Annotated in this window: 17 protein-coding genes; 15 read left to right on the forward strand and 2 right to left on the reverse strand. The window is 38.9% G+C overall.

Translation table 11 applies throughout. The features are described from left to right. Positions 1-51 precede the first annotated feature (51 nt). The 13 genes from CHB66_RS06860 (at position 52) to CHB66_RS06920 (ending at position 15,089) form a co-directional block, all read left to right on the forward strand. Positions 52-939 carry a hypothetical protein gene (locus CHB66_RS06860; protein WP_089239324.1) on the forward strand — a complete coding sequence of 296 codons (888 nt, stop codon included), beginning with the start codon at positions 52-54 and terminating at the stop codon, positions 937-939. A gap of 228 nt (positions 940-1,167) precedes the next feature. Further along, on the forward strand, positions 1,168-2,457 hold the full coding sequence (locus CHB66_RS06865) for an agmatine deiminase family protein (protein ID WP_089239326.1): 1,290 nt from the start codon (positions 1,168-1,170) through the stop codon (positions 2,455-2,457). A 48-nt stretch (positions 2,458-2,505) separates the two neighbouring features. Next, on the forward strand, positions 2,506-4,602 hold the full coding sequence (locus CHB66_RS06870; protein ID WP_089239328.1) for a M3 family metallopeptidase: 2,097 nt from the start codon (positions 2,506-2,508) through the stop codon (positions 4,600-4,602). 11 nt (positions 4,603-4,613) lie between these two features. Next, entirely contained in the window at positions 4,614-5,351 is a 738-nt protein-coding gene (locus CHB66_RS06875; RefSeq protein WP_089239330.1) for a hypothetical protein, read from the forward strand. 327 nt (positions 5,352-5,678) lie between these two features. Beyond that, complete coding sequence (locus CHB66_RS06880; RefSeq protein WP_089239332.1) at positions 5,679-6,914, forward strand: DUF418 domain-containing protein; 1,236 nt, start codon at positions 5,679-5,681, stop codon at positions 6,912-6,914. A gap of 4 nt (positions 6,915-6,918) precedes the next feature. Beyond that, complete coding sequence (locus tag CHB66_RS06885) at positions 6,919-7,707, forward strand: SDR family NAD(P)-dependent oxidoreductase (protein ID WP_089239334.1); 789 nt, start codon at positions 6,919-6,921, stop codon at positions 7,705-7,707. A gap of 74 nt (positions 7,708-7,781) precedes the next feature. Then, positions 7,782-8,867, forward strand: coding sequence for an efflux RND transporter periplasmic adaptor subunit (locus tag CHB66_RS06890; RefSeq protein WP_089239336.1), 1,086 nt, complete (start codon positions 7,782-7,784; stop codon positions 8,865-8,867). Continuing rightward, positions 8,864-10,123, forward strand: coding sequence for an ABC transporter permease (locus CHB66_RS06895; RefSeq protein ID WP_089239338.1), 1,260 nt, complete (start codon positions 8,864-8,866; stop codon positions 10,121-10,123). Before CHB66_RS06890 ends, CHB66_RS06895 begins: the two co-directional genes overlap by 4 nt. Position 10,124: 1 nt before the next feature. Continuing rightward, positions 10,125-10,811, forward strand: a complete 687-nt coding sequence (locus CHB66_RS06900; protein WP_089239340.1) for an ABC transporter ATP-binding protein — start codon at positions 10,125-10,127, stop codon at positions 10,809-10,811. Between the two features lie 201 nt (positions 10,812-11,012). Then, complete coding sequence (locus tag CHB66_RS06905) at positions 11,013-11,597, forward strand: flavodoxin family protein (RefSeq protein WP_089239342.1); 585 nt, start codon at positions 11,013-11,015, stop codon at positions 11,595-11,597. Positions 11,598-11,781: 184 nt separating this feature from the next. Further along, positions 11,782-13,332: a TonB-dependent receptor gene (locus CHB66_RS06910; RefSeq protein ID WP_089239345.1), complete on the forward strand. Its 1,551-nt coding sequence runs from the start codon at positions 11,782-11,784 to the stop codon at positions 13,330-13,332. 10 nt (positions 13,333-13,342) lie between these two features. After that, positions 13,343-14,116: a leucine-rich repeat domain-containing protein gene (locus CHB66_RS06915; protein WP_089239347.1), complete on the forward strand. Its 774-nt coding sequence runs from the start codon at positions 13,343-13,345 to the stop codon at positions 14,114-14,116. A gap of 130 nt (positions 14,117-14,246) precedes the next feature. Further along, on the forward strand, positions 14,247-15,089 hold the full coding sequence (locus CHB66_RS06920; RefSeq protein WP_089239349.1) for a glycoside hydrolase family 16 protein: 843 nt from the start codon (positions 14,247-14,249) through the stop codon (positions 15,087-15,089). Positions 15,090-15,106: 17 nt separating this feature from the next. Here CHB66_RS06920 and CHB66_RS06925 read toward each other — a convergent pair whose 3' ends face one another. Beyond that, positions 15,107-16,270, reverse strand: coding sequence for a 6-bladed beta-propeller (locus tag CHB66_RS06925; RefSeq protein ID WP_089239351.1), 1,164 nt, complete (start codon positions 16,268-16,270; stop codon positions 15,107-15,109). A 343-nt stretch (positions 16,271-16,613) separates the two neighbouring features. Here CHB66_RS06925 and CHB66_RS06930 point away from each other — a divergent pair, with 343 nt between their 5' ends. Both CHB66_RS06930 and CHB66_RS06935 read left to right on the forward strand, forming a co-directional pair. After that, entirely contained in the window at positions 16,614-18,041 is a 1,428-nt protein-coding gene (locus CHB66_RS06930; protein ID WP_089239353.1) for a hypothetical protein, read from the forward strand. A gap of 55 nt (positions 18,042-18,096) precedes the next feature. Next, positions 18,097-20,232 (forward strand): S9 family peptidase, encoded by a 2,136-nt coding sequence (locus CHB66_RS06935; protein WP_089239355.1) that lies wholly within the window; start codon positions 18,097-18,099, stop codon positions 20,230-20,232. A gap of 996 nt (positions 20,233-21,228) precedes the next feature. Here the strand turns inward: CHB66_RS06935 and CHB66_RS06945 are convergent. After that, positions 21,229-22,647, reverse strand: a complete 1,419-nt coding sequence (locus CHB66_RS06945) for a Glu/Leu/Phe/Val family dehydrogenase (RefSeq protein ID WP_089239481.1) — start codon at positions 22,645-22,647, stop codon at positions 21,229-21,231. Positions 22,648-22,852: the final 205 nt, after the last annotated feature.

The raw sequence follows: 22,852 nt of genomic DNA on the forward strand, positions 1-22,852 counted from the left end.
GGTCACAAATCAATTAATTTCTTAAATAAATCTAAAAAACAAATTATATCCATGAAGACGCTTCTTTTCCCCCCCTTTCTGGTATTGATAAGCCTTCAAAGTTTTTCTCAGGATTTTTCCGACCTGAGATATTATGAAGCTGGTAATATCAATCTCTTCTATTCGCATGAAACAGAAGATAATCCTTTGTTTTTAGGTGTATTGACCAATGATGCAAATAGGTTCTATTCTAAAACTCTGGGAGAAAAGGAGTTGAAAGTAAATTTGCTTGTCCTAAACAAGGACGATTGGGGGATATATACCAGTAAGCAGTTGATTTATGGAATGCCCCATTGGCGTCGTACAGACAATGCTATCATCGTGTCTTCTGATGATAATTTTTTTTGGGCTGCCCATTTGCCAAATCCCAATACGCTACAATCTCCTGACAAGGAGTTATTTGAAGAAACATATGGAACGGAAAATGGAGGAATGAGTGCCAGGTTTTTTTTCGATCTGGGCACTATCCATGAATTGTTTCATCTATGGCTTTTTAATGGTCAAAGAGAATCGCAGCGGATATGGCTGGAAGAAATATTTTGTAACCTGGCTGCTTTCGCCTATACACAAACAGAAAGACCCGAGTGGGTAAGTGGGTTAAAAGTATTGGCCGATTACCAGGTTGCGAATGATAAAGCTCCCCATCAATATAGGAGTTTGGAGACTTTTGAAGAGAATAGAATGAAAATTGTAATGGAAGCTCCCCAAAATTACGGTTGGTACCAATTCCGATTCATTCAGGCGGCTAGTCAGCTATATGATGAAGCTGGGGTAGAGGTTATGAAGAAACTTTGGGATTTTCTTGGGGAATACCAAGAGAAACTGTTTGAAGATGAACTGAAAAATAAACTTACCTCAGAAGTTCATCCCTATTTCAAAGTTTTGATGGAAGAGTGGTGATAATAGTTGATTCTATTAATTAGGAGCTAATGTTAGTATATTTTTAAAAATCGAGTCACATCATTAGGGTATTGTAGGCAACTTGAAATTGAGGGAAATTTAGGGGTATGGTTTCACGCAACGGACGCAAAGATAAAAACGCAACGGGCGCAACGGGATTGTTTTATAATCGCCGCGTTCTCTGCGCTTTTCTTTGCTCACGCTGTGTGAAACAAAAATCATCAAACCATGAAAAACTCAATAATCTTTGTCTTTTTGATAGTTTTAATTTCTTCCTGCAAGAAAGAGCAAAGAGACCCTGCCATATTTTACTATCCGGCTGAATGGGAACCACAGGAAGCTATGTTAATGGGTTGGACGGAAAGGCAACCGGAATTTTTTCCATTGGTTGTCGATTTGGCACGCGCACTTGAAGGTTCTACATCTGTCATTTTTGTATCAGATACCAGTGAAAATCCTGTGGTTTTCAAAGAATACCTATTGGAAAATGGCTTAGATACTGCAGCATATACTTTTATATCTTTACCCGTATGGCAAGCTGTGGCACTAAGAGACGTTGGCCCAGTGTACCTGATCAATGGGCTGGGGGACACAAAAGCAGTGGACTATAGGTGGTCGTTTCAGGATTTTTTCGAACGGTTTTTAATCGAGAAAGGTGTGGATCCGGACACAGCTAAGGCCGATGCTTCATTTTTCAACAGAAATCAAAAAACGGACAGTTTGATAGCTGCAAGAGAGGGACTAGAGGTGCTTGTCTCTCCTTTGAATTTAGATGGTGGTGCAATAGAGGTGAATGGGAAAGGAAGTATTTTGTTGAATGAGGATTGGATGTTTAAGGTTAATCCGGAATTGTCCAAACTCAGCATTGAAGAGGAACTCAAGCGTACTTTAGGGGTCCATCATTTTATTTGGGTAGGAAAAGGTTTGGTCGAAGATAGTGATCCAACGGAATTCATTGTTCCTGGATATGTTGCCGTTGGTACCGCCGGTCATACCGATGAATATATTCGATTTGCCAATGCGAATACCATTTTGCTGGCTTGGGTGGATGAAGAAGAAAAAGATGTACATCCTGTTCATGCTGAAAACTACCGAAGGCTACAGGAAACGTATGATATTTTGGTCAAAACAAAAGATCAGGATGGAAAACCATTCAAGATCATCAAAGTTCCTTTGCCGGATCTGCGGTACAGGCCTAATATTGTTGTAGAGGGCTGGGCAATAAGTGATTCGACTATTGGGAACAAGTATTTTCTCCCCCACCAAAAGGTGGCATTAGGAGATACCCTGCAATACCTTTCTGCTTCCTCTTACCTCAATTTTTTGATTTCCAATGATAAGGTGCTCTTGCCAACTTATTTGGCAGTTGGTAGCTCTACAGAAAAAGAAGAACACGTCGAAGAGATTTTTTCAAGTTTATACCCTGATAAACAATTGGTCTGGATAGATGCTACAGTTTATAATTGGGGAGGTGGAGGAATACATTGCTATACTAAGCAGGTGCCTAAAGTGAATTGAGAACAAAAGCTTTTAATGAATTGATGAAAACCATAAAATATTAAAAAAATGAACACAAAATTTACATTTCTTATTTTTGGGCTTTTGCTAATCATAAAACCTTCACTCGCCCAAAACCCCTTACTCGAACCCTTCGACACCCCCCACGGCATCATCCCTTTCGATAAGGTGGAACCGGAGCATATTTTACCTGCCTTTAATGTTGCCTTGGAAGAAGATAGGAAGCAGGTACAGGCAATTATTGATAACTCAGAGACCGCCACTTTCAACAATATCATCGCCGCATATGCAAAGATTGGGAGAAATACAGGCATGATATCAGGCTATGCAAATGCAATGGCTGCTGTCAATGGCAATCCCGAGATATATCAGACGGTAGGCATGGTCAGCCACCTAAGCAGCGCCTTTTCTAATGAATTGCTTTTCAATGAAAAACTTTTCGAGAGGGTAAAGGAGGTTTATCTACAAAAGGAAAGCTTGTCATTGACTCCGGAGGAACTGACCCTGCTGGAGAACTATTACCGCTGGTTTGCCCGAAATGGCAATGACCTTTCAGAAAAAGAAAAAGAGCGTCTGAAAGAGATAAGAAGTCGTTTGACTGAACTGAGCACCATTTTTGGTCAGAATGCTATACAGGATAGGGACCGTACATTTTTCCACCTTACACAAGAAGAAGACCTGGCCGGACTGCCCGAAAGGATAATTGCTTCAGCTGCAGAATATGCGAAGAGTAAAAATACTGATGGATGGGCTTTCCCTATTTCAGGCCCTTCAACAGGAGACTTCATGAGGTACGCAGATAATAGAGCATCAAGAGAAAAGCTTTTGAAGTTATCGTGGCAAATCGGAAACAACCCCAATGAATTCAATAATCTTGATATTGCCAAAGAGCTATTGAACCTTCGTCTTGAAATGGCCCAACTGCTAGGTTACAATTCTTTTGCCGAATATGAGCTTGAAGAAAGTATGGCAGAAACGCCAGAGCAAGTAATGACTTTTCTTGACACATTCAAGGACAAGGTAAAACCCATAGCAGAAAAGGAAATAGAAAATCTGCATGCATTTGCCATTTCTCAAGGCTTTGATGATGTGATCCGACATTGGGATTTTGCTTATTTCAACAGGAAATACAGGGAGGGGATTTTTGAATTTAACACCGACGAGGTTAAGCCCTGGTTGCCTGTGGGACATGCCATCGAGGAAATTTTTTCTATGGTATCTGAAATGTGGGGGCTGGAGTTCAGGGAAAACCAAAGCTTGCCAAAAATGCATCCCCAAATGCTTCCTTACGAGGTGTTTGATGCAAACGGGGATGTAAAAGCGGTATTGTATCTTGACCTTTATGAGAGAGCAGGAAAAGTAGGTGGAGCATTTGCCGGGGCAATCCGTGCACAAAATAAAGAAAGCGGGCAAAATGAAATTCCTTTGATAGGCCTTGTGTGTAACTTTAGAAATCCTTCCATAGATAATGAGGCATTTTTAAGTTTAGGTGAACTCAGTACTTTTCTGCATGAATTGGGTCATGCCTTGCATTATATATTGTCAGATGTAACCTATAGAAACCTATCTGGTACAAACTTAAAGTACAGTGATTTTATAGAGGTTCCTTCCATGTTGCTGGAAAAGTGGGCTTATGAACCGGATTTTCTGGCAAGGGTGGGCAGGCATTACCAAACAGGTGAAGCGCTCCCACAAGAAATGATTGATAAAATCATACGCAATGAAAAGGAAGGCAGGGCACTTTCAGAAATGCGGTTAACTATTGCTGATGCTGCCCTCGATATTGCCCTGCACGATATGCGTATGCCTTTTGAAGGTGATCTTTGCGGTTGGGAAAGGGACTTTACCCAAAACTATTCCTTGTTTCCTTCGGTAGAAAACGCATGCTATATCCCGTCATTTCGTCACATATTTTCCAATGGGTATGCTTCCGGTTATTACACCTATACTTGGTCAGACATGATGTCTTGGGATATTTTCAATGAGTTTAGAAAAAATGGCATTTTCGATCCAACCACAGCCAAAAGGCTGGAAAAGGAGATATTGTCGAAAGGCGGTACTGTTCATCCAGGAGAGTTATTCAAAAACTTTATGGGAAGGGATATGAGTATAAATGCATTTTTGGAGAGTTTTGATGATCAATAGAATAGGTTTATATGAAACACCTAAACTCCAGCTTTTACTTGATTATCACCATCCTGCTTCTGCTATTGGTGTTGTTAGGCTTTGGTCCTAGGTTTTATCTGCGACCTTTTTTCGATCAGCCAAGGCATTTGCAAATGGCGCAATTGCCTATCTATTTAATCCTTCATGGAATGTTGATGACTTTGTGGTACATTTTGCTCCTGGTACAGTCTGCCTTGGTGAATACCAAAAACATCAAACTACACATGAGGCTGGGCTGGGTATTGGGCGTGATTGCCATTCTTGCTGTCATATTTGCAATTCCTGTGATGATGGGCTTTGCGCCAAGGATGATGTCATTGGGGTTCTTGGATGTCAATAATGCAGAAAGACTATGGCTTCAAAATGTGATGTGGACGAATGATTTATTGGCTTTGATTACTTTCTCAGGTATGGTGGGTATTGGATTTTTCAATCGGAAAAACAAGAGTTTACACCGTACCATGATGCTTTTTGCTTCCATGGCTTTTACAGGTCCTGCCACAGGCAGATTGTTTGAATGGATGGCTCCTGCACTTTTTATGGAAGGTACGGTGCTGGTATTTGTTTTATTTCCATTGTCCGTTGTGATACACGATTGGGAGAAAGAAAAGAAATTTCCCAAGTATCCCTTATGGGGGCTGTTGGCGCTAATAATGATGATAACCTTGACCTTTCTGTTGCCATCTTTTGAATTTTGGACATCGCTTTTTAGAAGTCATTTGAGGTGAACAAATTTCACTTTCAATACTATCTATCACATGATTAGGGTATTGTGGGCGTGATGAATTTCAGGGAAATTTAGGAAAATGGTTTCACGCACACCTTGTCCCGAGCATCGGGAGAGCGCAACGAAAAAAAGAGAATCTTGTCCTCAAAATTGGGAGAACGCACCTGAATGATATAATTAAATCGTTGAGTCCGTTGCGTTTCCCTTTGCGCCCGCCGCGTGAAACCCAAAACCAAAATCAAATGAAAAAAACCTAACTTTTCCCAATAACAAGAAACTTTTCCAAAGTTTTGAACTTTGGAAAAGTTTAACCCTAAACCTATACACTATGGAAACACTTACCCCTTTGTCACCATCCAGAAGAATCGACTTGGTAGATTCCTTGAGAGGATTTGCTATTTTCGGAATTCTTATGGTCAACATGCCAGCTTTTTTCAAACCAGCCGTGGAGCTGATTATGTTACCTTCTTTTGGAGAAAGTACCATGGAGATCCTTTCCAATGGTTTTATTTACTTCTTTTTCACTGGAAAATTCTTTGTCTTGTTTTCGCTCTTATTTGGATTTGGATTCTATATCTTCCTTCATAAAGACGGAGAGGTAAGCAAAGAGAGTATCAGTTTGTTTCGGAAGAGGCTTTTTTGGCTCTTGATTATTGCCATTTTACATATTGTATTGATTTGGGAAGGGGATATTCTATTTTACTATGCACTATTTGGATTTTTATTGATCCTGTTCAGAAAGTCCTCTACCAAGAAAATCATCATCTGGATGCTGGTATTTTTATTGATCCCAATAGTTTTTGTAGGTTTGATCAGCATGCTGCCTCAATTTTTGGCTTCCAACCCAGAAGCATCGCAGGCAATGGAGAAAGGCAGTATGGAGCAATTGGCTGCTACCCAAGATTTAGCCCAAAGAGCGTATCTGGTGTACAATTCCGGATCTTACAACGAAGTTATTCAGATGAATATTGAGCAATGGCTTTTCCTTATATCTGGGATTATTATTTTCTATCCCACCTGTATGGTCATGTTCTTGATGGGCTTGTTGATAGGAAGAAGTGGTTTTTTTACCCGAACCAAGGAGTATGAACAGCAACTCAAGAAAGTCTTTTGGCTAACACTACCCTTTGGTGTATTTTTAAATCTAGGTCTCTTACTTTCTCTTGCCAATGCCAGTCCGGCTTCTTTGGATCATTGGGCTTTTATCGGAAGGACCACGGGAATTTTAGGAGGGATAGTGATGATGTTTACTTATGTTTCAGGTTTTATCATGTTGTACAATCGAGGGAAGTTTGCAGGACTGTTTTCGGGCTTTTCAGCCGTAGGAAGAATGGCACTTACCAATTACATTTCACATTCAGTGATCGCTTTGTTGCTTTTTAGATTAGGTTTTTTTGGGTTATTTGGAGAACTTGAAGTGTGGCAGGGGATTTTGTTGGTTTTAGCTATTTTTAGTTTCCAAATATCCTTTAGCAAATGGTGGCTGAGTAAGTATAGGTTTGGTCCACTAGAGTGGCTGTGGAGAGTGCTGACTTATAGAGAAATAAACGTATTTAAAAAATGATACAATGAAATTTCAAAACCACATCGTCTGGATTACAGGAGCTTCCTCAGGGATAGGACTCCACTTGGCAAAAGCTTTTGCTAAAGAAGGTGCCATCATTGCAGCCTCGGCGAGAAGAATGGCATTACTTGAAGCGCTTGTTCTGGAAATAAAACAGGAAGGAGGAAGTGCACAAGCTTTTTTTTGTGATGTGATGGATGAGCAATCCATCGAAAAGTGCATGCATGATATTGTTCAAGCTTTTGGAAAATTGGATGTCTGTGTTGCCAATGCAGGTGGAGGGGTTATGGGGAAAATTGAAAAGCTTTCTGCAGACGAATGGGATAGACAATTACGGTTGAATGTGACAGGACTTGCACTTACAGCCAAATATGCCCTTCCCGAACTTCGAAAAACTAATGGCCGGCTTGCTTTAATTGGAAGTGTAGCAGCTTTCGTTCCCAATCCCAATCTAGGTGCTTATGGAGCTAGCAAGGCGGCAGTACAAAACATCGGAGAGACTTTACAATCTGAGTTATTGGGTTCGGGGGTCAGTTGTACGACGATCCATCCTGGATTTGTGGACAGCAATATCACACGGGTGGATAATGATGGAAATTTTCATCCAGAAGCCAAGGATCCTAGACCTGCGAATCTGATATGGCCCACAGAAAAAGCAGCTGTAGCCATGGTTAAATCGATTTCCAAACGGAAAAAGATGGTAGTTATCACAGGTCATGGAAAAGTGATGTATGCTATTTCAAGATTAGTTCCAGGAATATTGAGGAAGATGATGGCGAAGATGAATGGGTAGGTATCAATAAATTCGCCTCCTATTCTTTTTTTCTTTTCTAGCATGTATCTTTAATCCATCCCAATGAACAAACTATGAAATCAGCAATTTTCAGAATATTTTTTATTTGCGGATTGGTAATCGCATGTAATCCTCCTTTAGAAACCATACAGCCAACAAAAAAAAATATCTCAGAATCAGTTTTTGCTTCAGGACTAATAAAGGCTAAAAATCAGTACCGCGCCTATGCCAATTCCAATGGAATTCTCCTATCAATATTAGTGGAAGAAGGCCAGCTTGTAAAAGAGGGGCAAATTCTTTTGGAGGTTTCCAACGAATCTGCAAAATTTTCGCGAGAGTCGGCCGAACTGGCTAGAAATTTCAATGATCGTAAAGAGAATGAACTAAAGATCAAAGAACTGGAAGTAAGTATAGAGTTTGCGAAAAATAAGTTTGAAAATGATTCTTTGCTTCTGATAAGACAAAAAAACCTCTGGTCAAAGGGTATTGGTACTGCAAATGAGCTGGAACAAAGGCAATTAAATTTCCAAAATTCTAAAACTCAATTTTTATCAGCCCAACTTCGATATCAAGATTATAAGAGGGAACTAGAGTTTAATGAGCGCAATGCATCCAAAAATTTAGCGATTTCAAAGTCCTTGGAAGGGGACTTGATGTTAAAAAGTAAAATTGATGGAAAAGTGTATGCTCTTTTGGTAGAAAAAGGTGAAATGGTCAATCCTCAAACTCCATTGGCAATCATTGGTAGTGACGAGGATTTTATCCTTGAGATGCAAATAGACGAGTACGATGTAGTGAAAATACAATCTAATCAAAGGGTTTTGATCAAAATGGATAGTTACAGGGGCGAAGTTTTTGAAGCTAAGATAACAAAAATCAATCCCATCATGGATGAACAAACCAAAAGCTTTACCGCAGAAGCTGAATTTGTAAAAGGGCCTAAAGTGCTTTATCCTAATATGAATTTTGAAGCTAATATTTTGATTCAAACCAAAGAAAATGCACTGACGATCCCTCGTGCTTATCTTTTTAAAGATCAATATGTCATTGACTCAAATAAAGATACAATACAAGTGGAAGTTGGTCTCAAGGATTACCAACTTGTGGAGATTAAAAGTGGGATTTCAGAGCAGACCATATTGATAAAACCTAGCTTATGAGGTTTGCTTTGATTTTCGAAATAGCCAAAGCTTTGATGCTTGCCCGCATGAAGCAGACAATGGTTGCCGCAGTTGGTGTAACCTTTAGCATTACGATGTTTATAGCACTTTTAGGATTTATGAATGGACTCAATGACCTCTTGGATGGATTGATCCTAAACCGTACACCACATATCCGCTTTTATAATGAAATTAAACCTAGTGAAGAGCAACCAGTTCAATTTTTTGAAGAATTACAAGGTTATTATAACATAATCCGATCAGTAAAGCCTTCAGGTGCAAGGGTAAATATTTACAATAATGAAGCCATCATAACAACACTCAAAGATGATCCAAGAGTATTGGGTGTAGCTCCCAAAATCAACGTACAGGTCTTTTTCAACGTAGGCAAAGTGGATATTCCAGGGTCCTTAAATGGGATTGATGTAGCTGAAGAAGACAGACTCTTTGCATTCAGTGATTACGTGGTAGCAGGCGATTTTATGGAGTTGCAATACACCACAAACAGTATCATTCTTGGAAAAGGAGCCGCCGACCGCATAATGGCCGAAATTGGAGATTATGTACAAGTGACCACAGCTCAGGGAAATAGACTGCTTTTGAAAGTCGTTGGTTATTATCAGTCAGGTTTGGGAGAACTGGATAATATTCAATCCTATGTTTCGCTAGGTACAGCCCAAAAAATGATAGGGGAGGGATCTTCTTTCGTTACTGATATTCAAGTCAAAATGCATGATTTCATATTGGCTCCTAAGACTGCTAAAGAGTATAGTGCAATTTTTAATATCCAGGCAGATGATATTCAGACGGTCAATGCCCAATTTGAAACAGGTTCAGACATCCGCTCTATGATCAGCTATGCGGTGGGAATTACGCTTTTGGTGGTATCCGGTTTTGGGATTTACAATATCCTCAACATGATGATCTATGAAAAAATGGATACCATCGCCATTCTAAAAGCTATAGGATTTTCTGGTATGGATGTACAACATATATTTACGACAATTGCCTTATGCATAGGTTTTGTTGGAGGATTACTTGGACTATTTTTTGGCTATATGGTTTGCTTGGGAATTGAGCGGATTCCTTTTGAGACAGAGGCATTACCTACGATTAAGACTTTTCCAGTTAACTTCAATCCAAAGTATTATATGATAGGAGCGATCTTCAGTTTGGTAACGACCTATTTTGCAGGGTTTTTTCCCTCTCGTAAAGCAAGTAATATTGATCCAGTAGAAATCATCCGAGGAAAATAGCATGCAAAAGCAAAAAGTCATAGAAGCTATCAGCATCAACAAGTACTTTTACAGTCCAGTAAAAGTTCAGGTGCTCAAGGATGTTTCTTTTTCAGTTAATAAAGGTGAGTTTGTCTCTGTGATGGGAAAGTCTGGTTGTGGCAAATCAACTCTTCTATATGTGCTTTCGACAATGGATACGGATTATGAAGGCAAGCTATTATTAAATGACCAACTGATTACAGGTCAGCCTTCTCATAACCTTTCCATTTTAAGGAATGAAAAAATAGGCTTTGTTTTTCAGTTTCATTATTTGATTCATGAATTCTCAGTTTTGGAAAATGTAATGATTCCTGGACTGAAGCTCAATAAATTATCCAGAGAAGCAGTTGAGCACGAGGCCATGGAAAAACTCCGTATATTCGATATGCAAGACCATGCCTTGAAAAAAGCGAATCAATTATCAGGAGGTCAAAAACAGCGGGTCTCTATCGCAAGGGCCTTAATCAATAACCCTTTGATCATCATGAGTGATGAACCTACGGGGAATTTGGATAAGAAAAACTCCGACTTGGTTTTTGGAATCTTTCGGGACTTGGTTCAAGAATTTCACCAGACCATGTTGATGGTTACCCATGATGCAGAGTTAGCTGAAAAGACTGATAGAACAATTTGGATGGAGGATGGGAGGATTATTTCCCATTACTAAGCAATCAATGAGATTTTGAAGTAAATCTAGAGCGTCTTTGAATTGCATATTACGTTTGACGATTTGAGTAAAGAACCTTATTGAAAAGTGGAAAAAGTAATACTTACTATTGAATCAATCTTTTGAGTATATCCGACCTTTTCGCCATCAGAAAGGTATCCGGGAGATATAAGGATTTGGATGACTTAGATAATTTAGATTATGACAAAATATAAAATTGGAAGAGTGTTTTTATTTGTAGGATTGATTTTAATATGGAGTCATCCCATACAGGCCCAGTCCCAGCCCACCATTCTGATCACCTACCACTCCCTATCCGGTAAAACCAAAGCCATGGCCGAGTCAGTAGCTAAAGGTGTGGCCGAAGTCCAAGGCGTTGAATATATCCTCAAACCCATAGCGGAGGTAACTGAAGACGAAATTCTACAGGCCTCAGCAATCATCTTAGGTTCTCCTGTTTACAATGCCAATATGACACCCGAAGTACAATCCTTTATCAATTCTTGGCCTTTTGAAGGTCGCCCTATGAAAAACAAACTAGGAGCAGTGTTTGTGACTGGAGGAGGTTTTTCGATTGGAGAAGAAGCAGTGATGTTCAGTATGATCAGGGCCATGATGATCCATGGAATGATCATCGTAGGAGGAGATGAGTTGGAAGCTGCTTTCGGTGCTTCGGCAATTACAGGAGAAGGAGATTTTGAAGGTATAGAGGTTCATGAGATTTTTTTGAGAAAAGCTGAGGGTTTGGGGAAAAGAATAGGGGAATTGAGCAAAAATAAAGATTGATTTAATGTTAAGAAATAAAAAGGTCTTATGAGCGAATAAGATCATTTTTTTACCATCCTCAATTACATATTACTAATACAACTCCAGTGTTGTTTATATTATGTTAACATTAAATTTGTATAAGATAATGATTAGAAAATATTAAGAAAATAAGGAGGTAATCTTCGACGACTACATTTGTCGCATGAAGATCAAGTTATTGTTATTATCATTTTTACTGATTGGTTCTTCTGATTCGTTTGCTGCCAAAATCATTGGAAAGATCAGAGATACATCAAGTAAGGAGCTGCTCATAGGAGCATACGTCAGCATCACCAATAATTCAAGCCAGGAAGTTTATAGAACCATCACTGGCTTAGATGGTACCTACAATTTATCAAATATTCCTAAAGGCGTCTATTCCCTGGAAGTTTCTTTCATGGGGTATGCTAGTTTCCGCGAAATCATTGAATTTACTACTGATAATACGACTTTATCAATAGATTTTGATTTGGAATCTGATGACGCGGTACTTTCTGAAGTGATTGTGTCAGCTGGTGTAAAGGGTACAGATATTCAAGCGAGACAACTAGAAAAAAACTCAGCTAGTGTTTTGAATATCATTTCAGCAAGACAAATTCAGCTTTCGCCTGACATTACAGTTGCCAACGTGATTCAGAGAGTGTCAGGTTTGTCTATTGAAAGAAACGCCAGCGGTGACCCTCAGTATGCAATCGTCAGAGGTATGGACAAAAGGTACAACAACACCTTGGTCAACGGAATCAAAATCCCTTCTCCTGATAACGAAAACAGGTTTGTTCCCTTAGATATTTTTCCAGCTGTACTACTTGAGAGATTGGAGGTTTATAAATCCCTTACAGCCAACATGGAAGCTGACGCAATAGGCGGAACGGTCAATATGATCATGAAGAGCGCTCCAAATCAATTGATGTTAGAAGGTGATATTCAATTAGGCTATAATCAATTGAACTTAGATCGACCTTTTCAAACCTACGATAGGTCTTATCTCAATAGACGCTCACCAAAGGAGAGATTTGGGGACAATTATCGTGCGACCCCAGCTGACTTTCCTGTTGAAAATATGATCAATAAAGGTATTACAACGCTTCCTGATATTTTCGCAAATTTAACTTTTGGTAATAGATATCTAGACAATAAACTTGGTGTGATGCTTGGAGGTAGTTTTCAGAATTCCTACAGGCCTGTTTCCAACTACTTTTATGATCCAGGTGTTAGTTTCTTGCCTGGAAACCCACTTTTGATGCGGGAGTTGATCGAAAGGGAAACTAGCTCTCAGCTTCAAAGAACTGCTTTTCATGGTAAATTAGATTATGCTATTAATCCTAAGCACAGCATTAGTCTCTACCTAGGTCAATATCTCCTGAATGAATTTAGAGTAAGGGATCAAGTGAGAAGGGAATCGTTTGTATCTACTACAGATTACGCAGTCTATCCAATAACTAGATTCAGCAATATTTTTCAATCTATCACTACTACTAACCTTCAAGGGGATAAGGTATTGATCAAAAATAGACAGGAAATCTTCTTCTGGGAGAGACAATTGGGAGAGACAATGGTAGAGATGCTAGCCCGAACACCCGTCAGAGCACCTTACATAGGAGAACCACAAGGGGAAGCAATTTGCCTGGATCCAAATAATAATTATTACACTGTAAGCGAAGAGTTGAATAGTTCAACACCACCGAACCTTTATAAATATTTACTTTCAAATTAATAGCAAAATTATGAAAACTACATTCAAAACTTGGTCTATTTTAGCACTGTTTATTTTATCTATCGGAACAATAAGCTGTTCTGATGATCCCGAGCCAGAAATGCCTACCATCGTCAATGTGCCAGATACCAATCTCGCTACTCAAATTCGTCTAGCACTAGACCTTGAAGCAAATGCTCAGATCACATCTGAGGATATGTTGAGACTAGAGGAATTGACAATAGATGGTGGTTCTGATTTCTCAGGATCAATCTCCGAAATAGCTGACCTTACAGGGTTAGAATATGCTGAGAACCTTACTTATCTTCATTTTGGGAGTACCAAGGTGTCTGACCTTACACCGATCAAGGACTTAAAAAAGGTGGAATACCTCAGAATGAACAATACAGATGTCACTGATCTGAGCCCTGTGTCAGAATATACTACGCTTACGTATTTCAATGCGAATACAGCTAGAGGGATTACTGATATTAGCCCACTTTCTAAAAATACTGGACTGAAAGAAATAATCCTTAGAGAAGTACCAATGGGAAATGCTGGTCTGAATACCATCAGAAATTTCACCACACTCTATAGAATCAACATGAGAAACACTGGAGTTACCAATGTAACAATCTTAGCAGAAATGATGGCTGCTGGTGCCTTACTAGATTCTACTCCAGGTGCAGCAGAAAATGGTGGTGCTACCTTGGATTTGAGACAGCTTACTGTTGAGGATTGGAGTCCAATTAGGCCATATTTGGATCAAATTTCAAATATTGAGGGTGTTCCAGCAGAGGATTAATTTAAAGCATATAGCTTTAAAAAAGTTTGCTTAGCTCTAAAAACCACTCACCCAAATAGGAGAGTGGTTTTTTAATTCCCATCCTTATCTCTAATGAATACTTGGATGGTATTTTAATTAACTTTGCTGCATGATACAGCGAACTTTTTTTGTTTTGCTTTTGGGGTGTTTCAATGCGGTTTTCTTCGATGCACAAGCTCAAGTAAAAGAGTGGACATTAATTTGGTCTGATGAATTCAATTATAAAGGCTTACCCGACTCTTCAAAATGGACTTACGAACTAGGTCATGTGAGAAATCAAGAGCAACAATACTATACCCAAAGCAGGCTTGCCAATGCAGAAGTACAACGAGGGAAATTATTCATTACAGGAAGAAAAGAAAAATATCCGAACGCTGCCTTCGAACCCGGATCGACCAATTGGAGAACCTCGGAACCTTATGCGTCCTATACCTCAGCAAGTATCAGTACTCAAGGATTGCATGCTTGGACTTATGGCAGGATTGAGGTACGTGCCAAGCTCCCAAAAGGGAAAGGCCTGTGGCCTGCGATATGGATGCTGGGAACTGATATTGATGAAGTTGGTTGGCCTTTTGCAGGTGAAATTGACATCATGGAGCAAGTTGGCAAAGAACCCTTAGAAATTCATGGAACCGTACATTATCCTGTCGGCAATGATGAGGAATATTTGTCCAATGGGGGACTTCATGTCCAAAAGGATTTGGCACGGAAGTTTAATGTGTATGCGATTGAATGGTCAGCGGAGAAAATCGACTTTTATGTCAATGATGACCTGTATCATTCATTCATAATTGATCATGCTGGCATTGGACCAGATAACCCTTTTCGCAAACCCCATTTTTTGATCATCAACCTTGCCATGGGAGCCAATTGGCCTGGGCCAATAGATGATAAGGTTCTGCCACAGCAGTTTGTTATAGATTATGTAAAGGTCTATCAAAAGCAGCTATAGTTTTTTGACAAAAGTCTTTAAAATTGCTTCAACCGCATCTTCACCAAAACAATCTTTTCCTCTTTCAAAACATCCTTTTTTTGGTTAAAAAAGGCATGAAGATTAACATTTTTGGTATCGACGGATTGACCTTGGAATGTTTCAACGTAGCTATTGAAGAAAGTACGAGAGTCCATTTGATAAATGATCCAATCCTCATGGTATGTCCATGAAAGTTGTCTCAATGGAAATTGATCAATATCGTTTTCTATACCTGATATCATTTTCCTGATATTCAAGTCGAAGTCCAAAAAAATCCAATGAGGCCTTTTGTAGTCGTAGGTAGCTGAAAGAAAATAACCAAAAGGCAAAGGGAAGAAGCTACTAACATAGCTAATTTTCTTGTTTTCAATAAAATATTCTGTATAGGCTTTCGTGTCTTTTCCCAGACGAACTTTTGTTTCCCAGTCTGTTTGATATTTACCAAAATCAAATACGATACTGTCCCTTAAGTAGCCATCCTGATTAAAGAAATAGACATTATTGGTAAAATGTTCAAGAAAATAAATGTCATTCGATGGCCCTTTGAGATAGGTATGAACATAGCCAAAGGGTATCATTTGTTCTGTTCCTTTTCGGACAGGTACAAATCCCACAGTATCCACCTCTGATGTCCGGATGAAAGTATATTGTTCATTTAATTCTCCGTAGGGGAAATGTTTCAACATAAAATCTTGCCCATGATATACAAATTCAGCGATCTGATTTTTGGTTTCTTCCAATAAGTTTCCTTTGAAATCAAATACAAGGGATTTTTTCAGGTATCCTACATCCACTCTTATCTGATCATTTCCAACCAACGACATCCCATCAAAAATCCTGAACTCTCCAGGCCCATCTCCGTAGTTTCGAATCATGTTTTCTAAATTACCCACATTGTCAAATATAAAAATACTGGCATTTTCACGACTCTCTACGATGATATGATCATCCGTGAATAACATCTTGAAAGCATTCACTATGGGTTTTTCATCAGGATAGTCCAAAAGCACATAATCAAGCTCTTCGAAAATTTCAGAAGCTAAATACGCTTCCCCTTGATCCAAATCAATCCGGATAGCGTTTGAAGAAGAATCCTTGCTGCAACTTATTAGGAAGGATGAAATAATTGCGTATAAAAAGAAGTTCAGATGTTTTTTCATAAATTCATATTCAAAAAGTTAATATACCCTTTTTTTACTTTTACCTTCCATCTATACATTTCTATTCGTAATTTTAATTCCTAAATTGAATATACTATTCTTTACCAGTAATATCGATTTATTGGTAAAATTGGCTGCTATTAGTAAATTCCAAAAAATCGGAACAAATAATCAATTAGATTCAACCGGCATGACTCGGGCAGGTATCAATCAATTTCAATGCAAAGTTAAATCGGTTTTAGTATGATTTGCTCGCTAAGTGCTGTAAATCGCAATTTCTTAATTTACATCAATTCAACCATTCAATTATTCAACCACTCAATAATTCAACCATTCAAAATTAATGGCTAGAAAATCCAAACCTCAAAAGACCACTTTTAACCCCATTAGCTATCTTAAGTCTGGCAATGCACGTAAATTACCTATGCATGAATGCCTGATTCCTAAAAGCTGGCAGGAAGACAAGAAATTCCCGATCCTATTTTCAAGAAAACATGTCAATGGGAACTTGACTTTTGTGTCTGTGTTAGTGGATTTACTATGCACAGGTGCCAAAGATGTATTGTTTTTTGTTAATGAACCTGATTTTATCTATCATGAAATTTTGGAGACTTACGAGGAAAACTTATTAGTCGAGTTCGTTCCTGTGAATTATGAATTGATTCATAATATCATTTTTGAATCTGTTGCTTTTGCCGAGGAGTATGGCATCGCACCTCATGAAGATTTTAGATTTGTGGAGATGATCCTGGAAGAAGATACAGATGACTTTCCAAGGATAGATGTTCCATTGGGTGAAAATGGCAAGGCTCATTTACACCTCAATGAAGGGGATGATAGAATTAAATATTTCGAGCATCAAATCCTCAAATACGGCAAAGAAGGTACCTATGAAATATTTTACCATGATCATGAGGGTGTTTTTGACGATGACTTCGAGGACGATGAAGAATTTGAAGATTACTTGATGAACTCCTGTCTATTTTGGGAAGAAGAAGATTGGGAGGATTATTATGAAAATATAGATTTGGAGGATTTGCCAATAGATATCGTTTATCACATTATCCCCAGATTGCCTGATTATGATTATGAGAAAATGAAGCAAGAAAAACTCTTTGCTCCATTTACCAAAATCCAGTCAACTGATAAACCAACTTCTAAATCAGACTATAGTAAAAGGGAGAGAGAAAAAATGCATGAAATCTTTGAATTACTGCAAGATTGGGACGCTATTGACACTGAACCAAACCCCACTATCATCAATAAAATTGAAAATGAATTAAAGCAATCGCCAAATAATAGAATCCTACTGCAATACAAATGGGAATACTTTCATAGAATTCAAGCAGATGAAAAAACCATTGAGATAGCTCTTGAGATGAAAAGGAAATTCCCGGATTACCTTTTTGGACTCACTTGTCACGCCCAAACCCTAATTGAATTAGAAAAAGTAGATGAAATCCCTGATGCTATGAATAATTTGCATAAACTTCAGGATTTAGATCCCAAAAGGAAAAAATTCCATACGACAGAGCTATTAGCCTTTTATTCTCCATGGATCTATTACTATTCAATGACAGGACAAATTAGGGCTGCTTTTTTCTTGATGCGATTGCTGATAGAACTCGAAGTGTTAGGAGATATAAGTTTACACCCTATGGTGCTTGAAGCTTACAGGAAAGCTACATCGAAAATTGTTTCCGCTTATCTTAGTAAAGTTAAGTCAGGTTATATTTCTAAGGATGATTTTATTGAAAGGATGATGATTTGATAAGTCACAAAGGGATTTTCTTTTGTGTATCTTTACATTCCTAACCACTAAAACCATGAATAAATCAATTCAAAACCTCTTAATTCTAAGCGCAGGAATGAGTATAGCATGTTCCCAACAAGAACCGGAGTTTCAATATCCGGATATACAGCCGCCCACAGCCACTGTCAAGCCTTTTGAAATCACAGCCAAGCATGGTCATGTACGTGTCGATAATTACTATTGGCTCAATGACCGTGAAAATCAAGAAGTCATTGACTACCTCAATGCTGAAAATGCATACATGGATACCATGTTGGCACATACCAAAGACTTTCAAGCACAACTTTTCAATGAAATGAGAAGCAGAATCAAAGAAGATGACGCTTCTGTTCCTTATAAACTAGATGATTTTTACTATTATTCTAGATATGTGGAAGGTGGAGAATACCCCATCTATGCTCGAAAGAAAGGTTCTCTCGAGGCTGAAGAAGAAATCATCATGGATGGAAATGAATTAGGGAAGGGGAAATCTTTCCTCAACTTCTTTACTTCTGTCAGCCATGACCACAACTTCGCAGCAATCATCATGGATACCCAAGGAAGGAACTTTTACACTGTCATGATCAAAGATCTCCGAACTGGAGAGATGTTGCCTGACAAAATTGAAAATATCAGGAGTTCAGCTGTGTGGACTACGGATAACAAGTCCTTCTATTACTCGATTCCTGATCCAGTTACACTCAGAAACTACCAAGTCAAAAGGCACATTATTGGGCAAGACCCTTCCCAAGATGAAGTGGTCTTTGAAGAAAATGACCAAACACTCAACTGTGGAGTAGGCATCACCAAATCCAAAAAATACATCATCATTGGTTCAGGCCGAACAGACGCTTCTTATGCCTACTACTTAGATGCGGACAAGCCTGGCAAGCCTAGACTGATTGCTCCTATTGAAGATAATGTGCAATATGATGTAGACCACGCAGGAGGAGAAGATTTCTTCATTTATACCAATCAAGATGCGGTTAATTATAGATTGGTAAAAGCTCCTGTGTCTAATCCTATAAAGTCTAATTGGGCAGACGTAATTCCTAATCGCTCCGATATCTTTTTGGAAGGGGTGGATTATTTCAAAGATTACATGGCGGTGCAAGAAACCAAAGAAGGACTTGCCAAAATCAGAATTATCAAATATGCTGATAATTCTGACCACGAAATCCAATTCGACGAAGCAGCCTACTCTGCTGGCTTAGGATACAATCCAGCTTTTGATACAGACGTAGTGAGATATTCCTATACTTCCATGACTACTCCAAACTCTATTTATGATTACAACATGGATAATAGAGAAAAGGAATTGATGAAAGAGCAGCCCGTCTTGGGTGATTTTGATAAAAATAACTATCAAACCGAAAGGGTCATGGTCACTGCTAGAGATGGTAAAAAAGTCCCTATGTCTATTGTCTACAGAAAAGATAAATTCAAAAAGGATGGCAGCATGCCCGGCTGGATCTATGCCTACGGTTCTTATGGCTACTCCATGGATGCTTCCTTTAGTTCTTCTAGATTAAGCCTATTAGATAGAGGAATGGTCTATGCCATCGCTCACATCCGTGGAGGTCAAGAAATGGGAGGGGACTGGTATGAAGATGGAAAGATGATGAATAAGAAAAACTCCTTCTATGATTTCATCGATTGTTCTAAATGGTTGCAAGACAATGGCTATGTTGCCAAAGATAAACTATTTGCTTCTGGAGGAAGTGCAGGTGGATTGCTGATGGGTGGAATTCTTAACATGGCTCCAGAACTCTATAGTGGAGTGATTGCAGCTGTAGCTTTTGTTGATGTGGTGACTACCATGATGGATGAATCTATCCCATTGACCACCTTCGAGTGGCTAGAGTGGGGGAACCCAAACATTCAAGAGCAATACGAATACATGCTCTCCTATTCACCTTATGACAATGTAGAAGCCAAAGATTACCCCCATATCCTTACAACTACAGGTTTGCACGATTCTCAAGTTCAATACTGGGAACCTGCCAAATGGGTAGCCAAACTCCGAACCTTGAAAACTGACAACAATAACCTCTTCCTTTACACCAACATGGATGCAGGTCATGGTGGTGCCAGTGGAAGATTCGAAAGACTCAAAGAAGTCGCTCGAGAATATGCCTTCGTCTTCGATATCTTAGGAATTAGAGAATAAATATCTCGAAAAATCTATTTTCAAAAGCCCGATCACTCAAATGATTGGGATTTTTCATGTACTACTTATTCTAATCAGTGTTTACATTTCATTGAGCTTCTTTATGCAATCAATGACATAACCTATATCATGAAGTATCAAAGCAGCTTGAAATTGTTGACTGCGGTCTATTGACACTGATCAAAAGCAATGCTACCAAGCATATATTGTCAAAATCTTGTTTTATTACAACAAAAATTAAAATATTTCAATGAAAAAAAAACAAAAATACCCTGTTGTGGGTATTTTGATATAAAAAATATATATCTACATTTGTGAAGGGTGATTAAGCAATTTTTCTTTGGCATTCGCCAAACAACAAAACTTCAAAGGGCTATATTTTTTAGCCCTTTATTTTTACCCCCCCCCCCCTCGTCAAAAAAATATATGTAAATCCGCTTACTTGCACGTAGCCTAACAAGTAAAAGTAGAATGTACGACTTTATGTTAGGTTGCATGAGGGCTACGCCACGGCGCACGAGTTGTCGTCTGTAGGCTAGTATCCGCAAAATATAATGCCTCTTCTTACACATTGTGTAACATTGCGGATATTCTAAAAAAATAAAAGCCCCTCCGATTCCACCGAAGAGGCCCTTAATCATTGAATACTTTATCTTTTGAAATTCATCCTTCTCCAATTCCCCAATAACCAACCCTTATCTAAAATCTAAAATCTCACAAGATGCAAGACATAAGACCAAAGAAACAAGACAAAACCTCCAACACTCCGATGAATTGTGCAATCGAGCAACCGATTAGAACCCTTCCCCAGTTACTCATACACCCCCCTTCGCTTAACGTTTAACACTTAACAATTAACCCTAATTACCCCGACCCCTTGGGGCAGTTAAGCAACTCCCGACCCCTCGGGAAACTCAATCCCTCAATCAACTATTTAAATCTGTGAAATCCGAGTAATCTGCGCGCACCCCAATCACCCCAATCACCCCAATAGAATCACGGAAAAATTCCCAAATCCATATAACTCACCGCGATTCGCTCTATGGCAAGGATAAAGGCGGCAGTTCTAAGACTTTGAATATTTTTATCTTTCCTCGTTTTATTCATGGCATGATAGGCCTCTACCATCGTTTCTTCAAGACCAGACAATACCAAATCCCTTTCTGATGCACCTCTGATCAATGCATCTTTTTCTAGATCAGTAAACTGCTCTCCTGTCGCATTTTCAATAGTTCCTAAAAGCTTCCTATACTTCTCCATATCATAACGCTTCTCAAGCTTTCCAAAAGAAACACGTGACAGGTTTTTCAACCACTCAAAATAAGAAACAGTCACACCGCCTGCATTCAAATACATATCAGGAATAACCAGGATACCCCTCTCCAGGAGAATTTTTTCTGCTTCCTGAGTGACAGGGCCATTGGCAGCCTCACCGATAATTTTAGCTTTGATTTTGGAAGCATTCGCTTTGGTAATCTGATTTTCCAATGCCGCTGGTACAAGAATATCACATTCATAGGTGAGTAGATCAATACTATTTTTGATAAACTCTCCCTTTGGATAACCCTTAAATCCTTTAGTTCTCAATTGATAAGACTTCAAGGCTTCAATATCTATCCCTTCTGGGTCATAAATCCCTCCATTCCACTCAGCAACAGCAATGATCTTTGCCCCAGCTTCCATGATATATTTTGCGGAATAGTAACCCACATTACCCAAACCTTGAATTATCACAGTTTTTCCCTTCATACCGGTAGGCAGCCCAATGGCAGCCATATCCTCCTCTACCTCCACGGCCTCTCTTATACCAAAAAAAACTCCTTGACCCGTTGCCTCTGTCCTTCCGTCTATACCATGTTGTGAAAGTGGTTTTCCTGTTACACATCCCTTCGCATTGATCAGCTCTGGATTGAAAGCTTCATAAGTATCCACTATCCAAGCCATCTCTCTTGCACTCGTGCCATAATCAGGTGCCGGTACATCTATTGCAGGACCGATAAACTTCTTCTTGATCAATTCCGAGGTATATCTTCTGGTGATTTTCTCTAGCTGAGTCTCATTATACCTTAATGGGTCTATGCGAACCCCTCCCTTAGCACCACCAAATGGAACATTTACTAGAGCACATTTGTACGTCATCAATGCGGCTAGACCCTTAACTTCGTCCTCATTCACGTGTTCACTATAACGGATACCACCTTTTACAGGGAGTTTATGATGGGAATGCTGAACACGATAACCAGTCAAAGTTTCGTAGGTCCCATCTTCGTTTCTTAAAGGAAAATTGAACTTGTAAATACTATTACATTGCTTGATTTGTTCAATCAAACCTGCGTTGAGATTCATGTGTTTGGCGGCATCATCCACAAAACCACACACATCGTCAAATAAACTATAAGCTTGTTCCTTACTCATAAAAATTGTCATATTTGGTGAATACACTAAGATACAAATCATTTAAAAACTTCAACCCCGCAACCCTGATATTTATTATAAGCGGAGTATTTCTAATAAAAAATAGCGAAGTACAAATCATACCAATCACCAAGCTTTACAAACAGAAAATTTACAATCACCCAATCACCCAATCACTATTTAAATCTGCAAAATCCGCGAAATC

Source organism: Belliella buryatensis (assembly GCF_900188245.1).
GTDB lineage: Bacteria > Bacteroidota > Bacteroidia > Cytophagales > Cyclobacteriaceae > Belliella > Belliella buryatensis.